This is a genomic window from Planococcus maritimus (assembly GCF_001592825.1).
GTDB classification, from domain to species: domain Bacteria; phylum Bacillota; class Bacilli; order Bacillales_A; family Planococcaceae; genus Planococcus; species Planococcus maritimus_C.
On the sequence record NZ_LTZG01000068.1, the window covers coordinates 19,634 to 38,248 of the forward strand.

11 protein-coding genes are annotated in these 18,615 nt (G+C 47.5%); all 11 read left to right on the forward strand.

Annotated elements, in window-relative coordinates; translation table 11 throughout:
- Window positions 1-191: 191 nt before the first annotated feature.
- The 11 genes from rpoB (at window position 192) to AY633_RS15880 (ending at window position 18,614) form a co-directional block, all read left to right on the forward strand.
- Window positions 192-3,746 (forward strand): DNA-directed RNA polymerase subunit beta, encoded by a 3,555-nt coding sequence (gene rpoB / locus AY633_RS15830; protein WP_068459667.1) that lies wholly within the window; start codon window positions 192-194, stop codon window positions 3,744-3,746.
- Between the two features lie 110 nt (window positions 3,747-3,856).
- Window positions 3,857-7,462: a DNA-directed RNA polymerase subunit beta' gene (rpoC, locus tag AY633_RS15835; RefSeq protein ID WP_068489150.1), complete on the forward strand. Its 3,606-nt coding sequence runs from the start codon at window positions 3,857-3,859 to the stop codon at window positions 7,460-7,462.
- Between the two features lie 304 nt (window positions 7,463-7,766).
- A complete protein-coding gene (gene rpsL, locus AY633_RS15840) occupies window positions 7,767-8,186 on the forward strand; it encodes a 30S ribosomal protein S12 (protein ID WP_068459672.1) in 420 nt (139 codons plus the stop codon).
- A gap of 44 nt (window positions 8,187-8,230) precedes the next feature.
- Window positions 8,231-8,701, forward strand: a complete 471-nt coding sequence (gene rpsG / locus AY633_RS15845; RefSeq protein WP_068489151.1) for a 30S ribosomal protein S7 — start codon at window positions 8,231-8,233, stop codon at window positions 8,699-8,701.
- A gap of 50 nt (window positions 8,702-8,751) precedes the next feature.
- On the forward strand, window positions 8,752-10,830 hold the full coding sequence (fusA, locus tag AY633_RS15850) for an elongation factor G (RefSeq protein ID WP_068489152.1): 2,079 nt from the start codon (window positions 8,752-8,754) through the stop codon (window positions 10,828-10,830).
- A gap of 115 nt (window positions 10,831-10,945) precedes the next feature.
- The gene (tuf, locus tag AY633_RS15855) at window positions 10,946-12,133 is read left to right on the forward strand and encodes an elongation factor Tu (RefSeq protein ID WP_068489153.1); all 1,188 of its coding nucleotides are present in this window, start codon (window positions 10,946-10,948) and stop codon (window positions 12,131-12,133) included.
- Window positions 12,134-12,537: 404 nt separating this feature from the next.
- Window positions 12,538-13,440, forward strand: coding sequence for a branched-chain-amino-acid transaminase (gene ilvE / locus AY633_RS15860; protein WP_068489154.1), 903 nt, complete (start codon window positions 12,538-12,540; stop codon window positions 13,438-13,440).
- Window positions 13,441-13,780: 340 nt separating this feature from the next.
- Window positions 13,781-15,514: a biosynthetic-type acetolactate synthase large subunit gene (gene ilvB, locus AY633_RS15865; protein ID WP_068489155.1), complete on the forward strand. Its 1,734-nt coding sequence runs from the start codon at window positions 13,781-13,783 to the stop codon at window positions 15,512-15,514.
- On the forward strand, window positions 15,511-16,023 hold the full coding sequence (gene ilvN, locus AY633_RS15870) for an acetolactate synthase small subunit (RefSeq protein ID WP_058382171.1): 513 nt from the start codon (window positions 15,511-15,513) through the stop codon (window positions 16,021-16,023). The genes ilvB and ilvN overlap by 4 nt, the downstream gene beginning before the upstream one ends.
- A 34-nt stretch (window positions 16,024-16,057) precedes the next feature.
- Window positions 16,058-17,086: a ketol-acid reductoisomerase gene (ilvC, locus tag AY633_RS15875; protein ID WP_068489156.1), complete on the forward strand. Its 1,029-nt coding sequence runs from the start codon at window positions 16,058-16,060 to the stop codon at window positions 17,084-17,086.
- Window positions 17,073-18,614, forward strand: coding sequence for a 2-isopropylmalate synthase (locus tag AY633_RS15880; RefSeq protein WP_068489157.1), 1,542 nt, complete (start codon window positions 17,073-17,075; stop codon window positions 18,612-18,614). The genes ilvC and AY633_RS15880 overlap by 14 nt, the downstream gene beginning before the upstream one ends.
- Window position 18,615 lies beyond the last annotated feature (1 nt).

Sequence of the window (18,615 nt, forward strand, 5' to 3'; positions counted from 1 at the left end):
AATAAAATGCAAAAAATATTATTTTGAGGTCGTTTGCCCTTTTTCGGGCAGAGCATGGCGGCCAGTTTTAACATGTGTAAACCGAAAATGAGCTCATATGCGGTCTCGTTTTCTTTTTGTCTTTTCGATATCATACACTATTTTACAGATATCGCAAAGTCCTATAATCGTTTTATTGAGGGGTGAATAAGTTGACAGGTCAACTAGTTCAGTACGGTCAGCATCGTCAACGCAGAAGTTTTTCGAGAATCAGTGAAGTTCTAGATCTCCCGAATCTGATTGAGATCCAATCGTCATCTTACGAATGGTTCTTAGAAGAGGGGCTACGTGAAATGTTCCGCGACATTTCACCAATCGAAGATTTCACAGGAAACCTTTCCTTGGAATTCGTCGACTACAGCTTAGCAGATCCTAAGTACCCGGTGGATGAATCGAAAGAACGGGACGTCACTTACGCTGCACCACTACGCGTAAAAGTGCGTCTTCACAACAAAGAAACGGATGAAGTGAAAGAACAAGATGTCTTCATGGGTGATTTCCCATTGATGACAGAAACTGGTACTTTCGTCATCAACGGCGCAGAACGCGTCATCGTTTCACAATTAGTCCGCTCGCCAAGTGTCTATTTCCATGACAAGACTGACAAAAATGGCAAACGAGGTTTTGGTGCTACTGTTATTCCAAACCGTGGTGCATGGCTTGAGTATGAAACCGACGCAAAAGATGTCGTCTATGTACGCATCGATCGCACACGTAAATTGCCAGTAACGGTTCTATTGCGTGCGCTAGGCTTTGGTTCCGATCAGGAAATCATTGAATTACTCGGAGATAACGAGTATTTGCAGAACACTTTGGAAAAAGATAACACCGAAAACACGGAAAAAGCGCTTCTTGAAATTTACGAGCGTCTTCGCCCGGGAGAGCCGCCGACAGTAGAGAGCGCTAAGAGCTTACTTTACTCGCGTTTCTTCGACCCAAAACGCTATGACTTGGCAAATGTCGGCCGTTACAAGATGAACAAAAAGCTTCATATTAAAAACCGCTTGTTCAATCAGACGATTGCAGAAACACTCGTCGATCCTGAAACGGGCGAGATTTTAGTAGAAGCTGGCACTGTTATCGACCGCCGCGTTCTTGACCGCCTGATCCCTAATTTGGAGAACGGCGTTGGGTTCCATACCGTTTCCCAAGCAGGAGGCGTGCTAGAAGACGACGTCACCCTACAGTCCATTAAAATTTATGCGCCGAATGACGATGAGCAAAAAGAAATCACCGTCATCAGCAATGCATATATCGAAGATAAAATTAAAAACGTAACACCTGCAGATATCATTTCGTCTATCAGCTATTTCTTCAACTTGCTGCATGGCGTCGGCAATACAGATGATATTGACCACTTGGGTAACCGTCGTCTGCGCTCAGTCGGCGAACTTCTGCAGAACCAATTCCGTATCGGTTTGTCCCGTATGGAACGTGTGGTACGCGAACGTATGTCGATCAATGATACCCAATCGATCGTACCGCAGCAATTGATCAATATCCGTCCGGTTATTGCATCGATTAAAGAGTTCTTCGGCAGTTCTCAATTGTCTCAGTTCATGGACCAAACGAATCCGCTTGCAGAGTTGACGCACAAACGCCGTCTATCTGCACTTGGACCCGGTGGTTTGACGCGTGAGCGCGCTGGCTTTGAAGTCCGTGACGTTCACTACTCCCACTATGGCCGTATGTGCCCGATCGAAACGCCTGAGGGCCCGAACATTGGCTTGATCAATACGCTTTCGACATTTGCGAAAGTGAATAAATTCGGCTTTATCGAAACACCTTATCGCCGCGTCGACCCGGAGACGAATAAAGTCACCGACCAAATCGATTACTTAACGGCTGATGAAGAAGATAACTATGTAGTCGCTCAGGCGAATTCCCGTTTGAATGATGACGGCTCGTTTGTAGAAGAAGAAGTCGTTGCACGCTTCCGCGGTGAAAACACTGTGTATAGCCGTTCGAGCATCGATTACATGGACGTCTCTCCTAAGCAAGTCGTGTCCGTTGCAACTGCATGTATTCCTTTCCTTGAAAACGATGACTCCAACCGAGCATTGATGGGAGCGAACATGCAGCGTCAAGCTGTGCCTCTATTAAATCCAGAAGCACCGTTTGTCGGAACAGGCATGGAGCATTTGGCTGCGCGTGATTCAGGCGCTGCTGTTATTGCTAAGCATGGCGGAATTGTTGAATTCGTTGAAGCGAAAGAGATTCGTGTTCGCCGCATCGAAAACGTAGAAGGCAATGAAGTCAAAGGCGACGTGGATACGTACCGTCTGCAAAAATTCATTCGTTCTAACCAAGGGACCAGCTACAACCAGCGTCCGATTGTCAAAGTCGGCGACCGCGTCGAAAAACGCGATATCTTAGCTGATGGACCTTCAATGGAGCGCGGTGAAATGGCGCTTGGCCGTAACGTGCTTGTCGGCTTCATGACTTGGGATGGCTTTAACTATGAGGATGCGATCATCATGAGTGAGCGCCTTGTTAAAGATGATGTCTATACATCTGTTCATATCGAAGAATACGAATCAGACTCTCGTGATACAAAGCTCGGGCCTGAAGAAATCACGCGTGATATTCCTAACGTCGGTGAAGATGCATTGCGCAACTTAGACGACCGCGGCATTATCCGTGTCGGTGCTGAAGTAAAAGACGGTGATATCCTCGTGGGTAAAGTAACGCCAAAAGGGGTTACGGAATTGACTGCAGAAGAACGTCTGCTTCATGCAATCTTCGGTGAAAAAGCACGTGAAGTACGTGATACGTCCTTGCGTGTGCCTCACGGTGCAGGCGGAATCGTACTTGATGTGAAGATCTTCAATCGTGAAGACGGAGATGAATTGCCACCGGGTGTTAACCAATTGGTCCGTGCTTATATTGTCCAAAAACGGAAAATCTCCGTTGGGGATAAGATGGCCGGACGCCATGGTAACAAAGGTGTTATCTCCCGCATTTTGCCTGAAGAAGATATGCCGTTCATGCCTGATGGCACACCAATCGACATCATGTTGAACCCGCTTGGTGTACCGTCCCGTATGAATATCGGACAGGTACTTGAGCTTCACCTGGGTATGGCTTCCCGTTCTCTAGGCCTTCACATGGCATCATCCGTATTTGATGGCGCTAATGAAGAAGATGTTTGGGAGACGATGGAAGAAGCTGGAATGCCGCGCGACGGTAAAACCATCCTTTATGATGGCCGTTCAGGTGAACCATTTGACAACCGTGTTTCTGTCGGAATCATGTATATGATCAAACTGGCACACATGGTTGACGATAAACTCCATGCACGTTCTACTGGCCCTTACTCGCTTGTAACGCAACAGCCACTTGGCGGTAAAGCACAGTTTGGCGGTCAGCGTTTCGGGGAGATGGAAGTTTGGGCACTAGAAGCATATGGTGCCGCTCATACACTCCAAGAAATCTTGACTGTTAAATCGGATGATGTTGTCGGCCGTGTGAAAACGTACGAAGCGATTGTCAAAGGTGAAAGTGTTCCAGAACCGAGCGTTCCGGAATCATTCAAAGTATTGATCAAAGAGCTTCAAAGCTTGGGCATGGACGTTAAAATGCTCACAATCGACGACGAAGAAATCGAATTGCGCGATTTGGATGAAGAAGACGATCTTCAGCCGGCGGATTCGCTGAATATCTTGCCGATTGCGGACGAAGAATCACCAGTAGGCACGATTGAATAAAGTATATATAGAAGAAACCGCCCAGCATTTTGCCGGGCGGAAACTTATCGATTCAGCCATAAACGAGGAAGAGCCGTACAGAAACTCGAGACAAAAGGGAGGTAGGCTCCTTGATAGATGTAAATAATTTTGAGTATATGAAAATCGGATTAGCATCACCCGATAAAATTCGCTCATGGTCCTATGGGGAAGTCAAAAAGCCAGAAACAATCAACTACCGTACGTTAAAGCCTGAAAAAGATGGTTTGTTCTGTGAACGTATTTTCGGTCCTACTAAAGACTGGGAATGCCATTGCGGAAAATACAAACGCGTCCGTTATAAAGGTGTCGTCTGTGACCGCTGTGGCGTCGAAGTAACCCGCTCAAAAGTGCGCCGTGAGCGCATGGGCCATATCGAGCTTGCAGCACCGGTTTCCCATATTTGGTATTTCAAAGGAATCCCAAGCCGTATGGGCCTTATCTTAGATATGTCCCCGCGTTCTTTGGAAGAAGTGATCTACTTTGCTTCTTACGTAGTCATTGATCCAGCGGATACGCCGCTCGAGAAAAAACAATTGCTTTCCGAAAAAGAATATCGTGCATATCGCGATAAATTCGGCAAGAAATTCCAAGCAGCGATGGGTGCTGAAGCAATCAAACGCCTGCTTCAGGAAATCGACTTGGAACGTGAAACAGATGCGTTGAAAGAAGAACTTAAATCTGCTCAAGGCCAGCGCCGTACGCGTGCGATCAAACGCCTTGAAGTAGTAGAATCTTTCCGTAACTCTGGAAACAACCCGGATTGGATGATCTTGGATGTACTTCCTGTCATCCCGCCAGAATTGCGTCCGATGGTCCAACTTGACGGTGGCCGTTTTGCGACTTCCGACTTGAACGACCTTTACCGCCGTGTCATTAACCGCAACAACCGCCTCAAGCGTTTGCTTGACCTTGGTGCACCAAGCATCATCGTCCAAAACGAAAAACGCATGCTTCAAGAAGCTGTTGATGCATTGATCGACAACGGTCGTCGCGGCCGTCCAGTTACAGGTCCTGGTAACCGTCCGTTGAAATCTCTTTCTCATATGTTGAAAGGGAAACAAGGACGTTTCCGTCAAAACTTGCTCGGAAAACGTGTCGATTATTCTGGACGTTCTGTAATCGTTGTAGGACCAAACTTGAAGATGTATCAATGCGGATTGCCTAAAGGCATGGCAATTGAACTCTTTAAGCCGTTCGTTATGAAAGAATTGGTGGAACGCGGACTCGCGCACAACATCAAGAGCGCGAAACGCAAAATCGAACGTCTCCATTCGGAAGTTTGGGACGTGCTGGAAGATGTCATCAAGGAGCATCCGGTTCTCTTGAACCGCGCACCGACACTTCACAGACTTGGGATCCAAGCATTTGAACCGACACTTGTTGAAGGTAAGGCTATTCGCCTTCACCCACTCGTATGTACGGCTTATAACGCCGACTTTGATGGTGACCAAATGGCTGTTCACGTACCGCTGTCGTCTGAAGCGCAAGCGGAAGCTCGTCTTCTCATGCTCGCAGCACAGAACATCTTGAACCCGAAAGATGGAAAACCGGTCGTTACACCTTCTCAGGATATGGTTCTTGGGAACTACTACCTAACGCTCGAGCGCAAAGGCGCGACAGGCGAAGGAGCAACGTTCTCTGGACCTGAAGAAGTATTGATTGCTTATCAAACGGGTCACGTTCACTTGCATACGCGTATTGCGATTCAAGCTGGATCAGTGAGCAACCCAACATTTACGGAAGAACAAAATAAAATGCTTCTTCTGACGACAGTCGGAAAAGTGATTTTCAACGAAATTCTTCCGAAATCGTTCCCTTATATCAACGAACCAACGGATTACAACCTGCAAGTGGAAACGCCAGCGAAATACTTCGTCCCAACGACGACAGATGTTCGTAAGCATATTCAGGAATCAGAGCTTGTAACACCGTTTAAGAAGAAAATTCTTGGGGAAATCATCGCAGAAGTGTTCAAGCGTTTCCATATTACGGAAACTTCACGGATGCTTGACCGCATGAAGAGCCTTGGATTTAAATATTCTACACAAGCCGGCATCACGGTTGGTGTGGCGGATATCGTCGTTTTGCCTGATAAAGGTGAAATTCTAGTAGAAGCCCAAAGCAATGTAGATAAAGTGATGAAGCAATTCCGCCGTGGTTTGATCACGGAAGAAGAGCGCTACACACGCGTTATCTCTTATTGGAGCACTGCGAAAGATATCATTCAGGAAAAACTGATGGCATCCCTTGATACGCTGAACCCGATTTACATGATGAGTGACTCTGGAGCGCGTGGTAACGCGTCCAACTTCACGCAGCTTGCGGGTATGCGCGGACTCATGGCCAACCCGGCCGGCCGCATTATCGAACTTCCAATCAAATCTTCCTTCCGTGAAGGTTTGACAGTACTCGAATACTTCATCTCGACTCACGGTGCACGTAAAGGTCTTGCCGATACAGCACTGAAAACAGCTGACTCCGGTTACTTGACTCGTCGTCTCGTGGACGTTGCACAAGATGCAATCGTACGCGAAAATGATTGCGGAACGGACCGTGGCTTGCTTGTAGGAGCGCTTATGGAAGGTACGGAAGTTATCGAAGAGCTAGAAGAACGGATCGTTGGCCGTCATGCTAAGAAGACGGTACGTCATCCAGAAACAAAAGCAGTGATTGTAGAGAGAGACGCACTCATCACACAAGATTTGGCTCGCCTCGTAATCGAAGCCGGCATCAAAGAAGTGACGATCCGCTCTGCCTTCACGTGTAATACTAAACACGGCATTTGCAAAAAGTGCTATGGTACAAACCTTGCAACAGGCGACGAAGTGGAAGTTGGCGAAGCAGTCGGAATCATCGCTGCCCAGTCTATCGGAGAGCCGGGTACACAGCTTACGATGCGTACATTCCACACAGGCGGTGTAGCAGGAGACGATATCACACAAGGTCTGCCGCGTATCCAAGAAATCTTCGAATCCAGAAATCCAAAAGGGCAAGCGGTTATCTCTGAAATCACGGGTACGATTACCGAGGTTGATGAAATTCGCGAAGGCCAGAAGGAAATCACGATTCAAGGCGATGTGGAAACACGCAAATACTTGGCACCTTACAATGCCCGTTTGAAAGTTCAAGTAGATGATACAATCCAGCGCGGTGAAGTGCTGACAGACGGTTCTATTGATCCGAAGCAATTGCTTCAGGTTAAAGAAGTCCAATCTGTTCAATTGTATCTATTGAAAGAAGTTCAAAAAGTTTACCGCATGCAAGGGGTAGAAATCGGCGATAAACACGTTGAAGTTATGGTCCGTCAAATGTTCCGTAAAGTCCGCGTCATTGAAGCCGGAGATACCGACTTGCTGCCAGGTTCTCTTCTTGATATTCACCAGTTCACAGAAGCAAATGAAAAAGCAGTGCTTGCTGGCAATATGCCAGCAACTAGCCGACCTGTCATTCTCGGGATCACGAAAGCTTCCCTAGAAACAGAATCGTTCTTGTCTGCTGCGTCCTTCCAAGAGACGACTCGTGTCCTTACCGATGCGGCGATTAAGGGAAAACGCGATGAGCTTCTCGGATTGAAAGAGAATGTCATTATCGGGAAATTGGTTCCTGCGGGGACTGGTATGCAACGTTACCGTCAGATCGAAATCGAGCAAAGCGAAAAAGCCCAGCAAGAAGAGATCGTCGGAAGCGAATCATAAGCTAGTAAAACTATTCCTAGAGAGCAATGCGCTCTCTGGGATTTTTTTTGATTTTTGGTTGACAGTAACGCATAGTGAATGATAGTATATTAAGGGTTGATGATTATCGATCTTTGCATGTCAGGAACATGATCGTCAGGTACGAAGCAAAAACAGTAAAAGCGTTCAGCTTTGCTGGATGTAGCCGCCATGGCATTACTGGATACCGGTTTTTGTGTGAAATCACAAAGACTTTGTTTTTTACCCAAAAATGAACCACCTGGATATGTGGTATTAGAACACCTTTTGAGAGGAGGAAAAATCGATGCCTACAATTAACCAATTGGTTAACAAGCCTCGTAAACCAAAAAGCACTAAATCAGACTCACCAGCGTTGAACAAGGGGTATAACAGCTTCAAGAAAGCACAGACTAACTTGAGCGCTCCACAAAAACGCGGCGTCTGCACACGTGTTGGAACGATGACACCGAAAAAACCAAACTCCGCATTGCGTAAATATGCGCGTGTACGTTTGACAAACCAAATTGAGGTCAATGCATACATCGGCGGCGAAGGTCACAACCTTCAAGAGCACAGTGTTGTTCTTATCCGCGGAGGTCGCGTAAAAGACCTTCCGGGTGTACGTTACCACGTTGTACGCGGAGCACTTGATACTGCTGGAGTAAACGGCCGTATGCAAGGACGCTCTAAATACGGAACAAAACGCCCTAAAGCTAAAAAATAACAACAATGAATTAACGAAAGTTTTCGTTGAAAGGAGGAACATACATGCCTCGTAAAGGTCCTGTAGCTAAACGTGACGTGTTGCCAGATCCGATTTATAGTTCGAAATTGGTAACTCGTTTGATTAACAAAATGATGGTTGACGGAAAAAGAGGTACTTCACAAAAGATCCTCTACGGTGCGTTCGAACTAATTAAAGAACGCAGCGGGAAAGATCCAATCGAAGTATTCGAACAAGCTTTGGAAAACATCATGCCAGTTCTTGAAGTTCGCGCTCGCCGTGTTGGTGGAGCTAACTATCAAGTACCAGTTGAAGTTCGTCCAGAACGCCGTACGACTCTTGGACTTCGCTACCTAGTGAACTACTCACGTCTACGTGGGGAAAAAACTATGGAAGAGCGTCTAGCCAACGAAATCCTAGATGCTGCCAACAACACTGGTGCTTCCGTCAAAAAACGTGAAGATATCCACAAAATGGCAGAAGCCAACAAAGCATTTGCTCATTACCGCTGGTAAATTCTTGCGAAACTTAAAATCTTATTTCGAGACGGAAGGAGAAAGACCATATGCCTAGAGAGTTCTCCTTAGACCATACACGTAATATCGGAATCATGGCTCACATCGATGCCGGTAAAACGACTACTACGGAGCGTATTTTGTATTACACAGGCCGTATCCACAAAATCGGCGAAACGCACGAAGGTGCTTCACAAATGGACTGGATGGAGCAGGAGCAAGAGCGTGGAATCACGATCACATCTGCTGCGACAACAGCTTCATGGGAAGGCCACCGTGTTAACATCATCGATACTCCAGGACACGTAGACTTTACAGTTGAAGTTGAACGTTCACTGCGCGTACTTGATGGTGCTGTAACGGTTCTTGATGCCCAATCAGGCGTTGAGCCGCAAACAGAAACAGTATGGCGTCAAGCGACAACATACGGAGTACCGCGTCTTGTATTCATCAACAAAATGGATAAAATCGGCGCAGACTTCTTGTATTCAGTAGGCACTCTTCACGATCGCCTGCAAGCTAACGCACACCCAATTCAATTGCCAATCGGCGCAGAAGACGAGTTCTCAGGGATCATTGACCTTGTAAACATGAACGCGCGCTTCTATGCGAACGATTTGGGAACTGAAATCACTGAAGGCGAAATTCCTGAAGAGTACAAGGAGCTTGCTGACGAGTGGCACACGAAACTACTCGAAGGCGTTGCTGAGCTTGATGAAGACTTGATGGAAAAATACCTTGGTGGCGAAGAAATTACTGTCGATGAACTTAAAGCTGCAATCCGTAAAGGAACGCTTGACGTTGAGTTCTATCCAGTAGTTTGCGGAACTGCTTTCAAAAACAAAGGGGTTCAATTGATGCTTGATGCAGTAATTGATTACCTCCCATCACCACTAGATGTACCGCCAATGACAGCACTTCGTCCGGATTCAGACGAAGAAGTATTGCGTAAAGCATCTGAAGACGAGCCTTTCTCTGCTCTGGCATTTAAAGTAATGACAGACCCATATGTAGGGAAATTGACGTTCTTCCGTGTTTACTCTGGTACGTTGAAATCTGGTTCGTACGTACAAAACTCTTCAAAAGGCAAGCGTGAGCGCGTAGGACGTATCCTGCAAATGCACGCTAACTCCCGCGAAGAAATCGCTGAAGTATATTGCGGGGATATCGCTGCTGCGATCGGCCTAAAAGATACTTCTACAGGCGATACATTGTGCGACGAAAAAGATCAAGTAATCCTTGAGCGCATGGTCTTCCCGGAACCGGTTATCTCACTTTCAGTAGAGCCGAAATCCAAAGCGGACCAAGACAAGATGGGCCAAGCCCTTGCGAAATTGCAAGAAGAAGACCCAACTTTCCGTGCGCACACAGACCAGGAAACTGGTCAAACAATCATCGCGGGTATGGGTGAGCTTCACCTTGATATCCTAGTTGACCGTATGAGACGCGAATTCAACGTTGACGCAAACGTCGGAGCTCCTCAGGTATCTTACCGTGAGACATTCCGCCAGTCTGCGAAAGTTGAAGGGAAGTTCGTACGTCAATCCGGTGGTCGCGGTCAGTTCGGACACGTTTGGATCGAGTTCTCTCCAAACGAAGAAGGCGCTGGCTTTGAGTTCGAAAATGGAATTGTCGGTGGTGTTGTTCCACGTGAATACATCCCAGCAGTTGAAGCGGGTCTTCGTGACTCACTTGATAACGGTGTAGTTGCCGGTTATCCATTGGTCGACATTAAAGCACGTTTGTTCGACGGATCTTACCACGATGTTGACTCCAACGAGATGGCATTTAAAGTAGCTGCTTCTATGGCACTGAAAAACGCTGTATCGAAAGTTAACCCGGTAATCCTTGAGCCGATCATGAAAGTTGAAGTTGTAATCCCTGAGGAATACCTCGGTGATATCATGGGTGACGTTACGTCACGCCGTGGACGCGTAGAAGGTATGGACGCTCGCGGAAACGCACAAGTTGTCCGTGCAATGGTTCCACTTTCTGAAATGTTCGGTTACGCAACAAACTTGCGTTCAAACACGCAAGGACGCGGTGTGTTCTCGATGCACTTTGACCACTACGAAGAAGTGCCGAAATCTATCGCTGAAGACATTATCAAAAAAAATAAAGGCCAATAATTGAATTTTGGCCTTTAATCAAGTATAAATAGTTTGTATGCTCAAACTGCTGTTTTCGGCAGCTTGAGCCATCAAACTACTACTATTAACTTACATTCTGAGGAGGATTTTTCTAATGGGTAAAGCTAAATTTGACCGTTCTAAAACACACGCTAACATTGGTACAATCGGACACGTTGACCATGGTAAAACAACTTTGACTGCAGCAATCGCTACAGTTCTTGCAAGAGCATCAGGCGGGGAAGCTCGTTCTTACGACCAAATCGATAACGCACCTGAAGAAAAAGAGCGCGGTATCACAATCAACACTTCTCACGTTGAGTACGAAACTGAAACACGCCACTATGCACACGTTGACTGCCCAGGTCACGCTGACTATGTTAAAAACATGATCACTGGCGCTGCACAAATGGACGGCGGGATCCTAGTAGTATCTGCTGCTGACGGCCCAATGCCACAAACTCGTGAGCACATCTTGCTTTCACGTCAAGTAGGCGTACCTTACCTTGTAGTATTCATGAACAAATGCGACATGGTAGACGACGAAGAGCTTCTTGAACTAGTTGAAATGGAAGTTCGCGACCTATTGTCTGAATATGACTTCCCTGGCGATGACATCCCAGTCATCAAAGGTTCTGCTCTTAAAGCTCTTGAAGGAGAGTCTGAGTGGGAAGAAAAAATTCTTGAGTTGATGGCTGCTGTTGATGAGTACATCCCAACTCCAGAACGCGACACTGACAAGCCATTCATGATGCCAGTTGAGGACGTATTCTCAATCACTGGCCGTGGTACAGTTGCAACTGGCCGTGTTGAGCGTGGACAAATCAAAGTTGGCGACAACGTTGACATCATCGGTATCAACGAAGAAGCTAAATCTACAACTGTTACAGGCGTAGAAATGTTCCGCAAATTGCTTGACTATGCTGAAGCTGGCGACAACATTGGCGCACTTCTTCGCGGTGTTTCCCGTGACGATATCCAACGTGGACAAGTTCTTGCTAAACCAGGCTCAATCACTCCACATACAACTTTCAAAGCGGAAGTTTATGTTCTTTCAAAAGAAGAGGGTGGACGTCACACTCCATTCTTCACAAACTACCGTCCGCAGTTCTACTTCCGTACAACTGACGTAACTGGCGTTTGTAACCTTCCTGAAGGAGTAGAAATGGTTATGCCTGGCGACAACATCGAAATGGATGTTGAGCTTATCTCACCAATCGCTCTTGAAGAAGGTACTAAGTTCTCTATCCGTGAGGGTGGACGTACTGTAGGCGCTGGCGTTGTAGCTTCTATCCAGAAGTAATTCGCTATTGCCGAAATCCCCTAACTCGTAATGAGTTAGGGGATTTTTTTGCGTTCATTTCCAAATGAAGAGTGAACATTTCGTGACATCAGAACTGTGGAGATCTCACTTTGTTGCTACCGGAATTCTGCTACATAGACAGGAAACGGGAGAAAGTTGTTTATTTTCATACGCAATATATCGCATTCCTATAAAATATTCAAACTTTTTTAAAAACATTTCAAACCGCGCGGTGACAACAATGTAAACGGATACAAAAGATTTCAATCTTTAGAATTAGTAGAAAAATCGCATTTTGTTTGTTGACACCCTGTAGAATAGGCGATATGATAGCAACAATTTAACAGAGCAAAGCATTCGGAACGCAAATCCCCTAAAAAATTTCGGAGAAAGAAGTGGACATCATGACTGAACAAGTAATCTATATGAATGGTGAATTTGTAAAAAAAGAAGATGCCAAGATTTCAGTTTATGATCATGGCTTTCTATATGGCGATGGAGTCTTCGAAGGCATTCGTTCTTACAACGGAAATGTCTTTAGGTTAGAAGAGCATCTAGAACGCCTTTACGATTCGGCTAAATCAGTGATGCTTGAAATTCCGCACACTTTCGACGAAATGACTCAGTTGGTCGTAGAAACGCTCCGGCAGAATAAATTGAAGGATGCGTATATCCGCTTAGTCGTCTCACGCGGAGTCGGGAATTTAGGGCTTGACCCATTCAGCTGTGCAGAGCCGAACGTCATCGTCATCGCAGAGCCGCTTTCTTTATTCCCGAAAGCTTTGTACGACAGCGGCATTGAAATCGTCTCGGTCGCTTCAAGAAGAAGCCGCTCAGACGTCCTTAGCCCGAAAGTCAAATCGCTGAACTATATGAACAACATCCTGGTGAAGATCGAAGCAAGCCTTGCTGGTGTCTCTGAAGCACTCATGCTGAACGATCAGGGCTATGTAGCTGAAGGATCGGCCGACAACATCTTCATCGTCCGCAAAAACAAATTGCTGACGCCTCCCGGTTATGTAGGGGCGCTCGAAGGCATTACCCGCAACGCCATCATGGAAGTGGCGGCGGAAAAGGGCTACCAAATGGAAGAGGGCGTCTTCACAAGGCACGATGTTTATGTGGCAGATGAAGTATTCCTGACAGGGACAGCAGCAGAAGTCATTGCTGTCATCAAAGTGGACGGGCGCGTAATTGGTGACGGAAAACCAGGGCCAGTCACTAACGACCTTCTCGAAGCATTCCGTGAGCTGGTCCAGCAAGACGGCGTTAAAGTGTATAACGAAGAACATCTAAACGTAGTATAAGTTCATATGATCAATTCAATGACGAGGTTAAAGCAAATGGAACACAGCATTCACAGAGAGCCGGGGCGGTGGAAGCCGGTAATGCTACCAGATGCGACATCCCCTCTGAGTGGAATGCTGAAAGGCCAAGGCCCTTTAGGTGTTCCCGGTGACTGCAAGCGACGGGTTATCGTTATCAGCGGATAAGAAATTATCCAAGAGGCTGCAAATCGCAGTGAAATAGGGTGGTACCATGAAGCTTTTTCATCCCTATGCAAAGAAGATGTCTTCTTTGCGTAGGGATGGAAAAGCTTTTTCATTTTGGTACTTCCAAAGGCTTAAGTAAAAGGAGGCGGAAAGATTGGGAGTAAACGTAAAAGTCAGAGAAGAACTCAAACAGGAATTGGCCGGCAGCGGGGCGGATGTATTAATTCAATCATTGAAACAGCAAGGTGTTGAGATCATTTTTGGCTACCCAGGAGGTGCGGTTTTGCCAATCTACGATGCATTGCATCGAAACCCCATCCGCCACATACTAGCAAGACATGAACAAGGTGCTATCCATGCAGCGGAAGGCTACGCTAGAGTGTCCGGGAAAACAGGAGTGGTCATTGCTACCTCTGGACCAGGGGCGACAAACCTTGTCACCGGCATAGCGGATGCCATGCTCGATTCCTTGCCGCTTGTCATCTTCACTGGACAAGTTGCTACTTCAGTCATCGGGACCGATGCTTTCCAGGAAGCGGATATTGTCAGCATTACTCAGCCAATCACCAAACATAATTACCAAGTAAAGAAAACGGAAGATTTGCCGCGTATCATTAAGGAGGCATTTTTCATCGCATCGACAGGACGCCCGGGACCGGTCCTTGTCGACATCCCAAAAGACGTCGCCACTACTTTATTCGCAGGAAAAGAAGAACAGGCAGATGCAGATGTCTACTTGCCAGGGTACCAACCGACGATTTCGCCGAATTACTTGCAGATCCAAAAAGCTGTGCAATTGCTGTCTAAGGCGACAAAGCCGGTGATCCTTGCCGGTGCCGGAGTACTAGCTGCGAAAGCTTCTGAAGAGCTTCACACCTTTGCAGAACAGCATCAAATTCCGATCGTCAATACGCTCCTCGGACTCGGGACAGTCGGTGGCGATCATGAATTGTTCCTAGGAATGGGTGGAATGCACGGAACTTATGCTGCGAATACAGCCATTTGTGAATGCGACGTGCTAATGAACATCGGGGCCCGCTTCGACGACAGGCTCACCGGCAATTTGGCATCATTCGCGCCGAATGCAGAAGTCATTCACGTCGATATCGACCCGGCGGAAATCGGGAAAAATGTCCCGACGGCCATCCCGATCGTATCGGATGCCAAAGCCGCTTTAGTGGAACTATTGAAAAGTAATTTCGAAAGCCCGAATACAACAGAATGGCGAAACAAGCTTCATGCTTACAAAGAAGCTTATCCGCTTCAGTATCACCAGAAAGAGCGCGTTGGCATCATGCCTCAGCAAGCCGTCGAATTAATCCACCGGTTGACAGGGGGAGATGCGATCGTTACGACGGATGTCGGCCAACACCAAATGTGGACGGCTCAGTATTACCGCTTCAACAACCCGCATAACTGGGTGACATCCGGCGGGCTTGGGACGATGGGCTTTGGCTTTCCCGCAGCGATTGGGGCGAAGTTCGCAAGGCCGGAAGAAACGGTTGTAGCGGTAGTCGGCGATGCCGGATTCCAAATGACTTTGCAGGAATTGTCGCTATTGCAGGAATACCGGTTGCCGGTAAAAATCGTCATCTTGAACAACCAAAGTCTTGGCATGGTTCGCCAGTGGCAAGAAACCTTCTACGAAGAACGTTATTCCCAATCGATGATGCCAGTACAGCCAGATTTTGTGAAACTGGCAGCCGCTTATGATATTGACGGCTATAAAGTCGAAACGATGGAAGAAGCGGAAGCAGTATTTAAAGAAGCGTTTGAATCGGATGGCCCAGCGCTCATCGATTGCCGGGTAATCCAGCTCGAATGCGTCTATCCGATGGTGGCGCCAGGCAAAGGGCTCAACGAAATGATCGGGGTGAAAGGCGAATGAAGCGAGTAATCACAACAACGGTCATCAATCAAAGCGGTGTTTTGAACCGGGTCACCGGATTGTTGATGAAGCGTCAATTTAATATTGAAAGCATTTCGGTCGGACATACCGAGCAAGCAGGCATTTCCAAAATGACTTTTGTCGTCAACGTTGAGGATAAAGGCAAGCTCGAGCAATTGCTCAAGCAGCTGCAAAAGCAGATTGATGTGCTAAAAGTCAATGACATTACCGATAAGGCGATGGTCATGAGGGAACTCGCGCTGATCAAGGTGGTCGCACCACCCGCAGCGCGCAGCGAAATTTACAGCATTGTCGAACCCTTCCGTGCGACGGTGGTCGATATGAGTAAAAACGTCACCACGTTCCAAGTGACAGGCGACCCTGAAAAAATTGAAGCCTTCATCGATTTGATGAAGCCATACGGCATCAAAGAATTAACAAGAACCGGGGTATCCGCTTTCGTCAGAGAAACACAAAAAGCCCATACACCGCAATTGAACATCCTTTAAACCAAAACCCCAAAACTCGAGGAGGAAATTAAAAATGGCAAAAATGTATTATAACCAAGACGTAAACGACCAGGCTCTAAAAGGACAGACAATCGCGGTGATCGGTTACGGTTCACAAGGGCACGCACACGCGCAAAACTTAAATGATTCAGGTTTTAAAGTGGTAGTTGGCGTTAGACCCGGCAAATCATTCGACCAGGCAAAAGCAGACGGCCTGGAAGTAGCGACAGTCGCAGAAGCCGCACAGGCAGGCGACGTCATCATGGTGCTTGTTCCGGATGAACGCCAAACACAAATCTACGAAGAGTCGATCAAGCCGCATCTAACGGCTGGAAAGTCACTCGTCTTTGCACATGGCTTCAATGTTCATTTCAACCAAATCGTGCCACCAAAAGATGTGGACGTCTTCCTGGTCGCTCCTAAAGGCCCGGGGCATCTTGTCCGCAGAACATTCGAAGCAGGAGCGGGCGTACCGGCATTGTTCGCCGTACACCAAGATGTATCTGGCCATGCGAAAGATACGGCTCTGGCGTACGCGAAAGGCGTCGGCGCTGCTCGTGCAGGGATTCTGGAGACAACGTTTAAAGAAGAAACGGAAACCGACCTATTCGGTGAACAAGCGGTCCTTTGCGGCGGGGTGACTTCACTCGTCAAAGCCGGATTCGAGACATTGGTGGAAGCAGGCTATCAGCCGGAACTGGCATACTTTGAATGCTTGCATGAACTGAAGTTGATTGTTGACCTAATGTACGAAGGAGGCATGTCCGGCATGCGCTACTCGATCTCCGACACAGCGCAATGGGGTGACTTCGTATCCGGCCCACGTATTGTCGATGCCGATACAAAAGCCCGCATGAAAGACGTGCTAACGGATATCCAAACCGGTAAATTCGCCAAAGGCTGGTTGCTGGAGAATCAATTGAACCGTCCGGAATTCACGGCGATCGAAAACGCCGAAGCGGACCATCAAATCGAACAAGTCGGACGCGAATTGCGCGCCATGATGCCATTCGTCAATGAAAACAAAAAACCAAAAGAGGTGGCTACGAATGTCTCAAATTGATATTTTCGATACAACACTACGGGACGGAGAACAGTCGGCCGGGATCAACTTGAATACAGCTGAGAAAATCGAAATCGCCCGCCAGCTCGAACGTCTAGGGGTGACGATTATCGAATCGGGGTTCCCGGCTTCATCGCCAGGAGACTTCGACGCAGTGCAGCGGATCGCAGGTACCGTGAAGAACTCGATCGTAACGGGACTGTCCCGCTCCATGAAAGCGGATATCGACCGGACATGGGATGCCTTGAAGGGTGCGGAACAACCGCATATCCACATCTTCTTGGCGACCTCTCCTATCCATATGGAACATAAATTGATGAAAACACCGGAGCAGGTCGTCGACATTGCTGTTGAATCTGTCCGGTATGCGAAAAAGTTCTTCCCGCTTGTCCAGTGGTCGGCGGAAGATGCTTCAAGGTCCGACCCTGAATTCTTGGCACACATCATCAAGAAAGTCATCGAAGCAGGCGCGACGACAGTCAATTTGCCGGATACAGTCGGCTATGCGACACCGGAAGAGTACGGGGCGATGTTCCGTTATATGACGGAAAACGTGCCGGGCATTGAGAACGTTAAGTTGTCGGCACACTGCCATAACGATTTGGGGATGGCAACGGCGAATACGCTCGCAGCAATCGAAAACGGCGCGACACAAGTCGAAGGCACGATTAACGGCATCGGCGAACGGGCAGGCAATGTCGCATTGGAAGAAATTGCGGTAGCGCTCCATATCCGCAAGCAATTTTACAATATCGAAACCGGCATTAATTTGAATGAAATCAAGCGCTCGAGCCAATTGGTCAGCCAATTGACCGGCAGCATCATCCAACCGAATAAAGCGGTTGTCGGAAAGAATGCTTTTGCGCATGAATCAGGCATCCACCAGGACGGCATGCTGAAAAACCCGTTAACGTATGAAATCATCACACCGGAATTGATTGGCGATGCGGCAACCGAACTAGTGCTAGGGAAACATTCCGGCAGGCACGCATTCCGCGACCGTGCGGTGAAGATGGGCTTTGAATTGCCTGACGCTAAATTGAACGAAGCGTTCATCGAATTCAAGAAACTCGCCGACCGCAAAAAACAGATCACCGAAGACGATTTGTTCGTGCTATTGACCGACCAGCAAATCCACGATAGCGAAACGCCGGTCTACGAGCTTGAAAGCGTGCAGGTACAGTACGGCACAGCGAATATCCCGACAGCGACCGCATCAGCGATCGGCCCAGACGGCAATCAAATCCACGAAGCGGCCACTGGTTCAGGGTCGGTCGAAGCGATATTCAACACACTTGAACGTATTGTCGACGGCAAAGTGCATATCCTGGACTACCGCGTGACATCGATCGGCAAAGGCCGTGATGCTCTCGGGGAAGCAGTCATCAATATGAGCTATGACGGCGAGACCGTTACAGGGCGCGATGTCGCACAAGACGTACTAGAAGCAACCGCAAAAGCTTATTTCAACGCAGTGAACCGCCAGCTCGTGAAACAGGGAAATAAAACAAAAATCCAAGCAGTATAAA

Excerpts from the sequence above, each read along its gene's own strand:
- fusA (WP_068489152.1), top strand. The coding sequence starts at position 8,752 with ATGCCTAGAGAGTTCTCCTTAGACCATACACGTAATATCGGAATCATG.
- tuf (WP_068489153.1), top strand. The coding sequence starts at position 10,946 with ATGGGTAAAGCTAAATTTGACCGTTCTAAAACACACGCTAACATTGGT.
- ilvN (WP_058382171.1), top strand. The coding sequence starts at position 15,511 with ATGAAGCGAGTAATCACAACAACGGTCATCAATCAAAGCGGTGTTTTG.
- ilvE (WP_068489154.1), top strand. The coding sequence starts at position 12,538 with ATGACTGAACAAGTAATCTATATGAATGGTGAATTTGTAAAAAAAGAA.
- AY633_RS15880 (WP_068489157.1), top strand. The coding sequence starts at position 17,073 with ATGTCTCAAATTGATATTTTCGATACAACACTACGGGACGGAGAACAG.
- ilvC (WP_068489156.1), top strand. The coding sequence starts at position 16,058 with ATGGCAAAAATGTATTATAACCAAGACGTAAACGACCAGGCTCTAAAA.
- rpsG (WP_068489151.1), top strand. The coding sequence starts at position 8,231 with ATGCCTCGTAAAGGTCCTGTAGCTAAACGTGACGTGTTGCCAGATCCG.
- rpsL (WP_068459672.1), top strand. The coding sequence starts at position 7,767 with ATGCCTACAATTAACCAATTGGTTAACAAGCCTCGTAAACCAAAAAGC.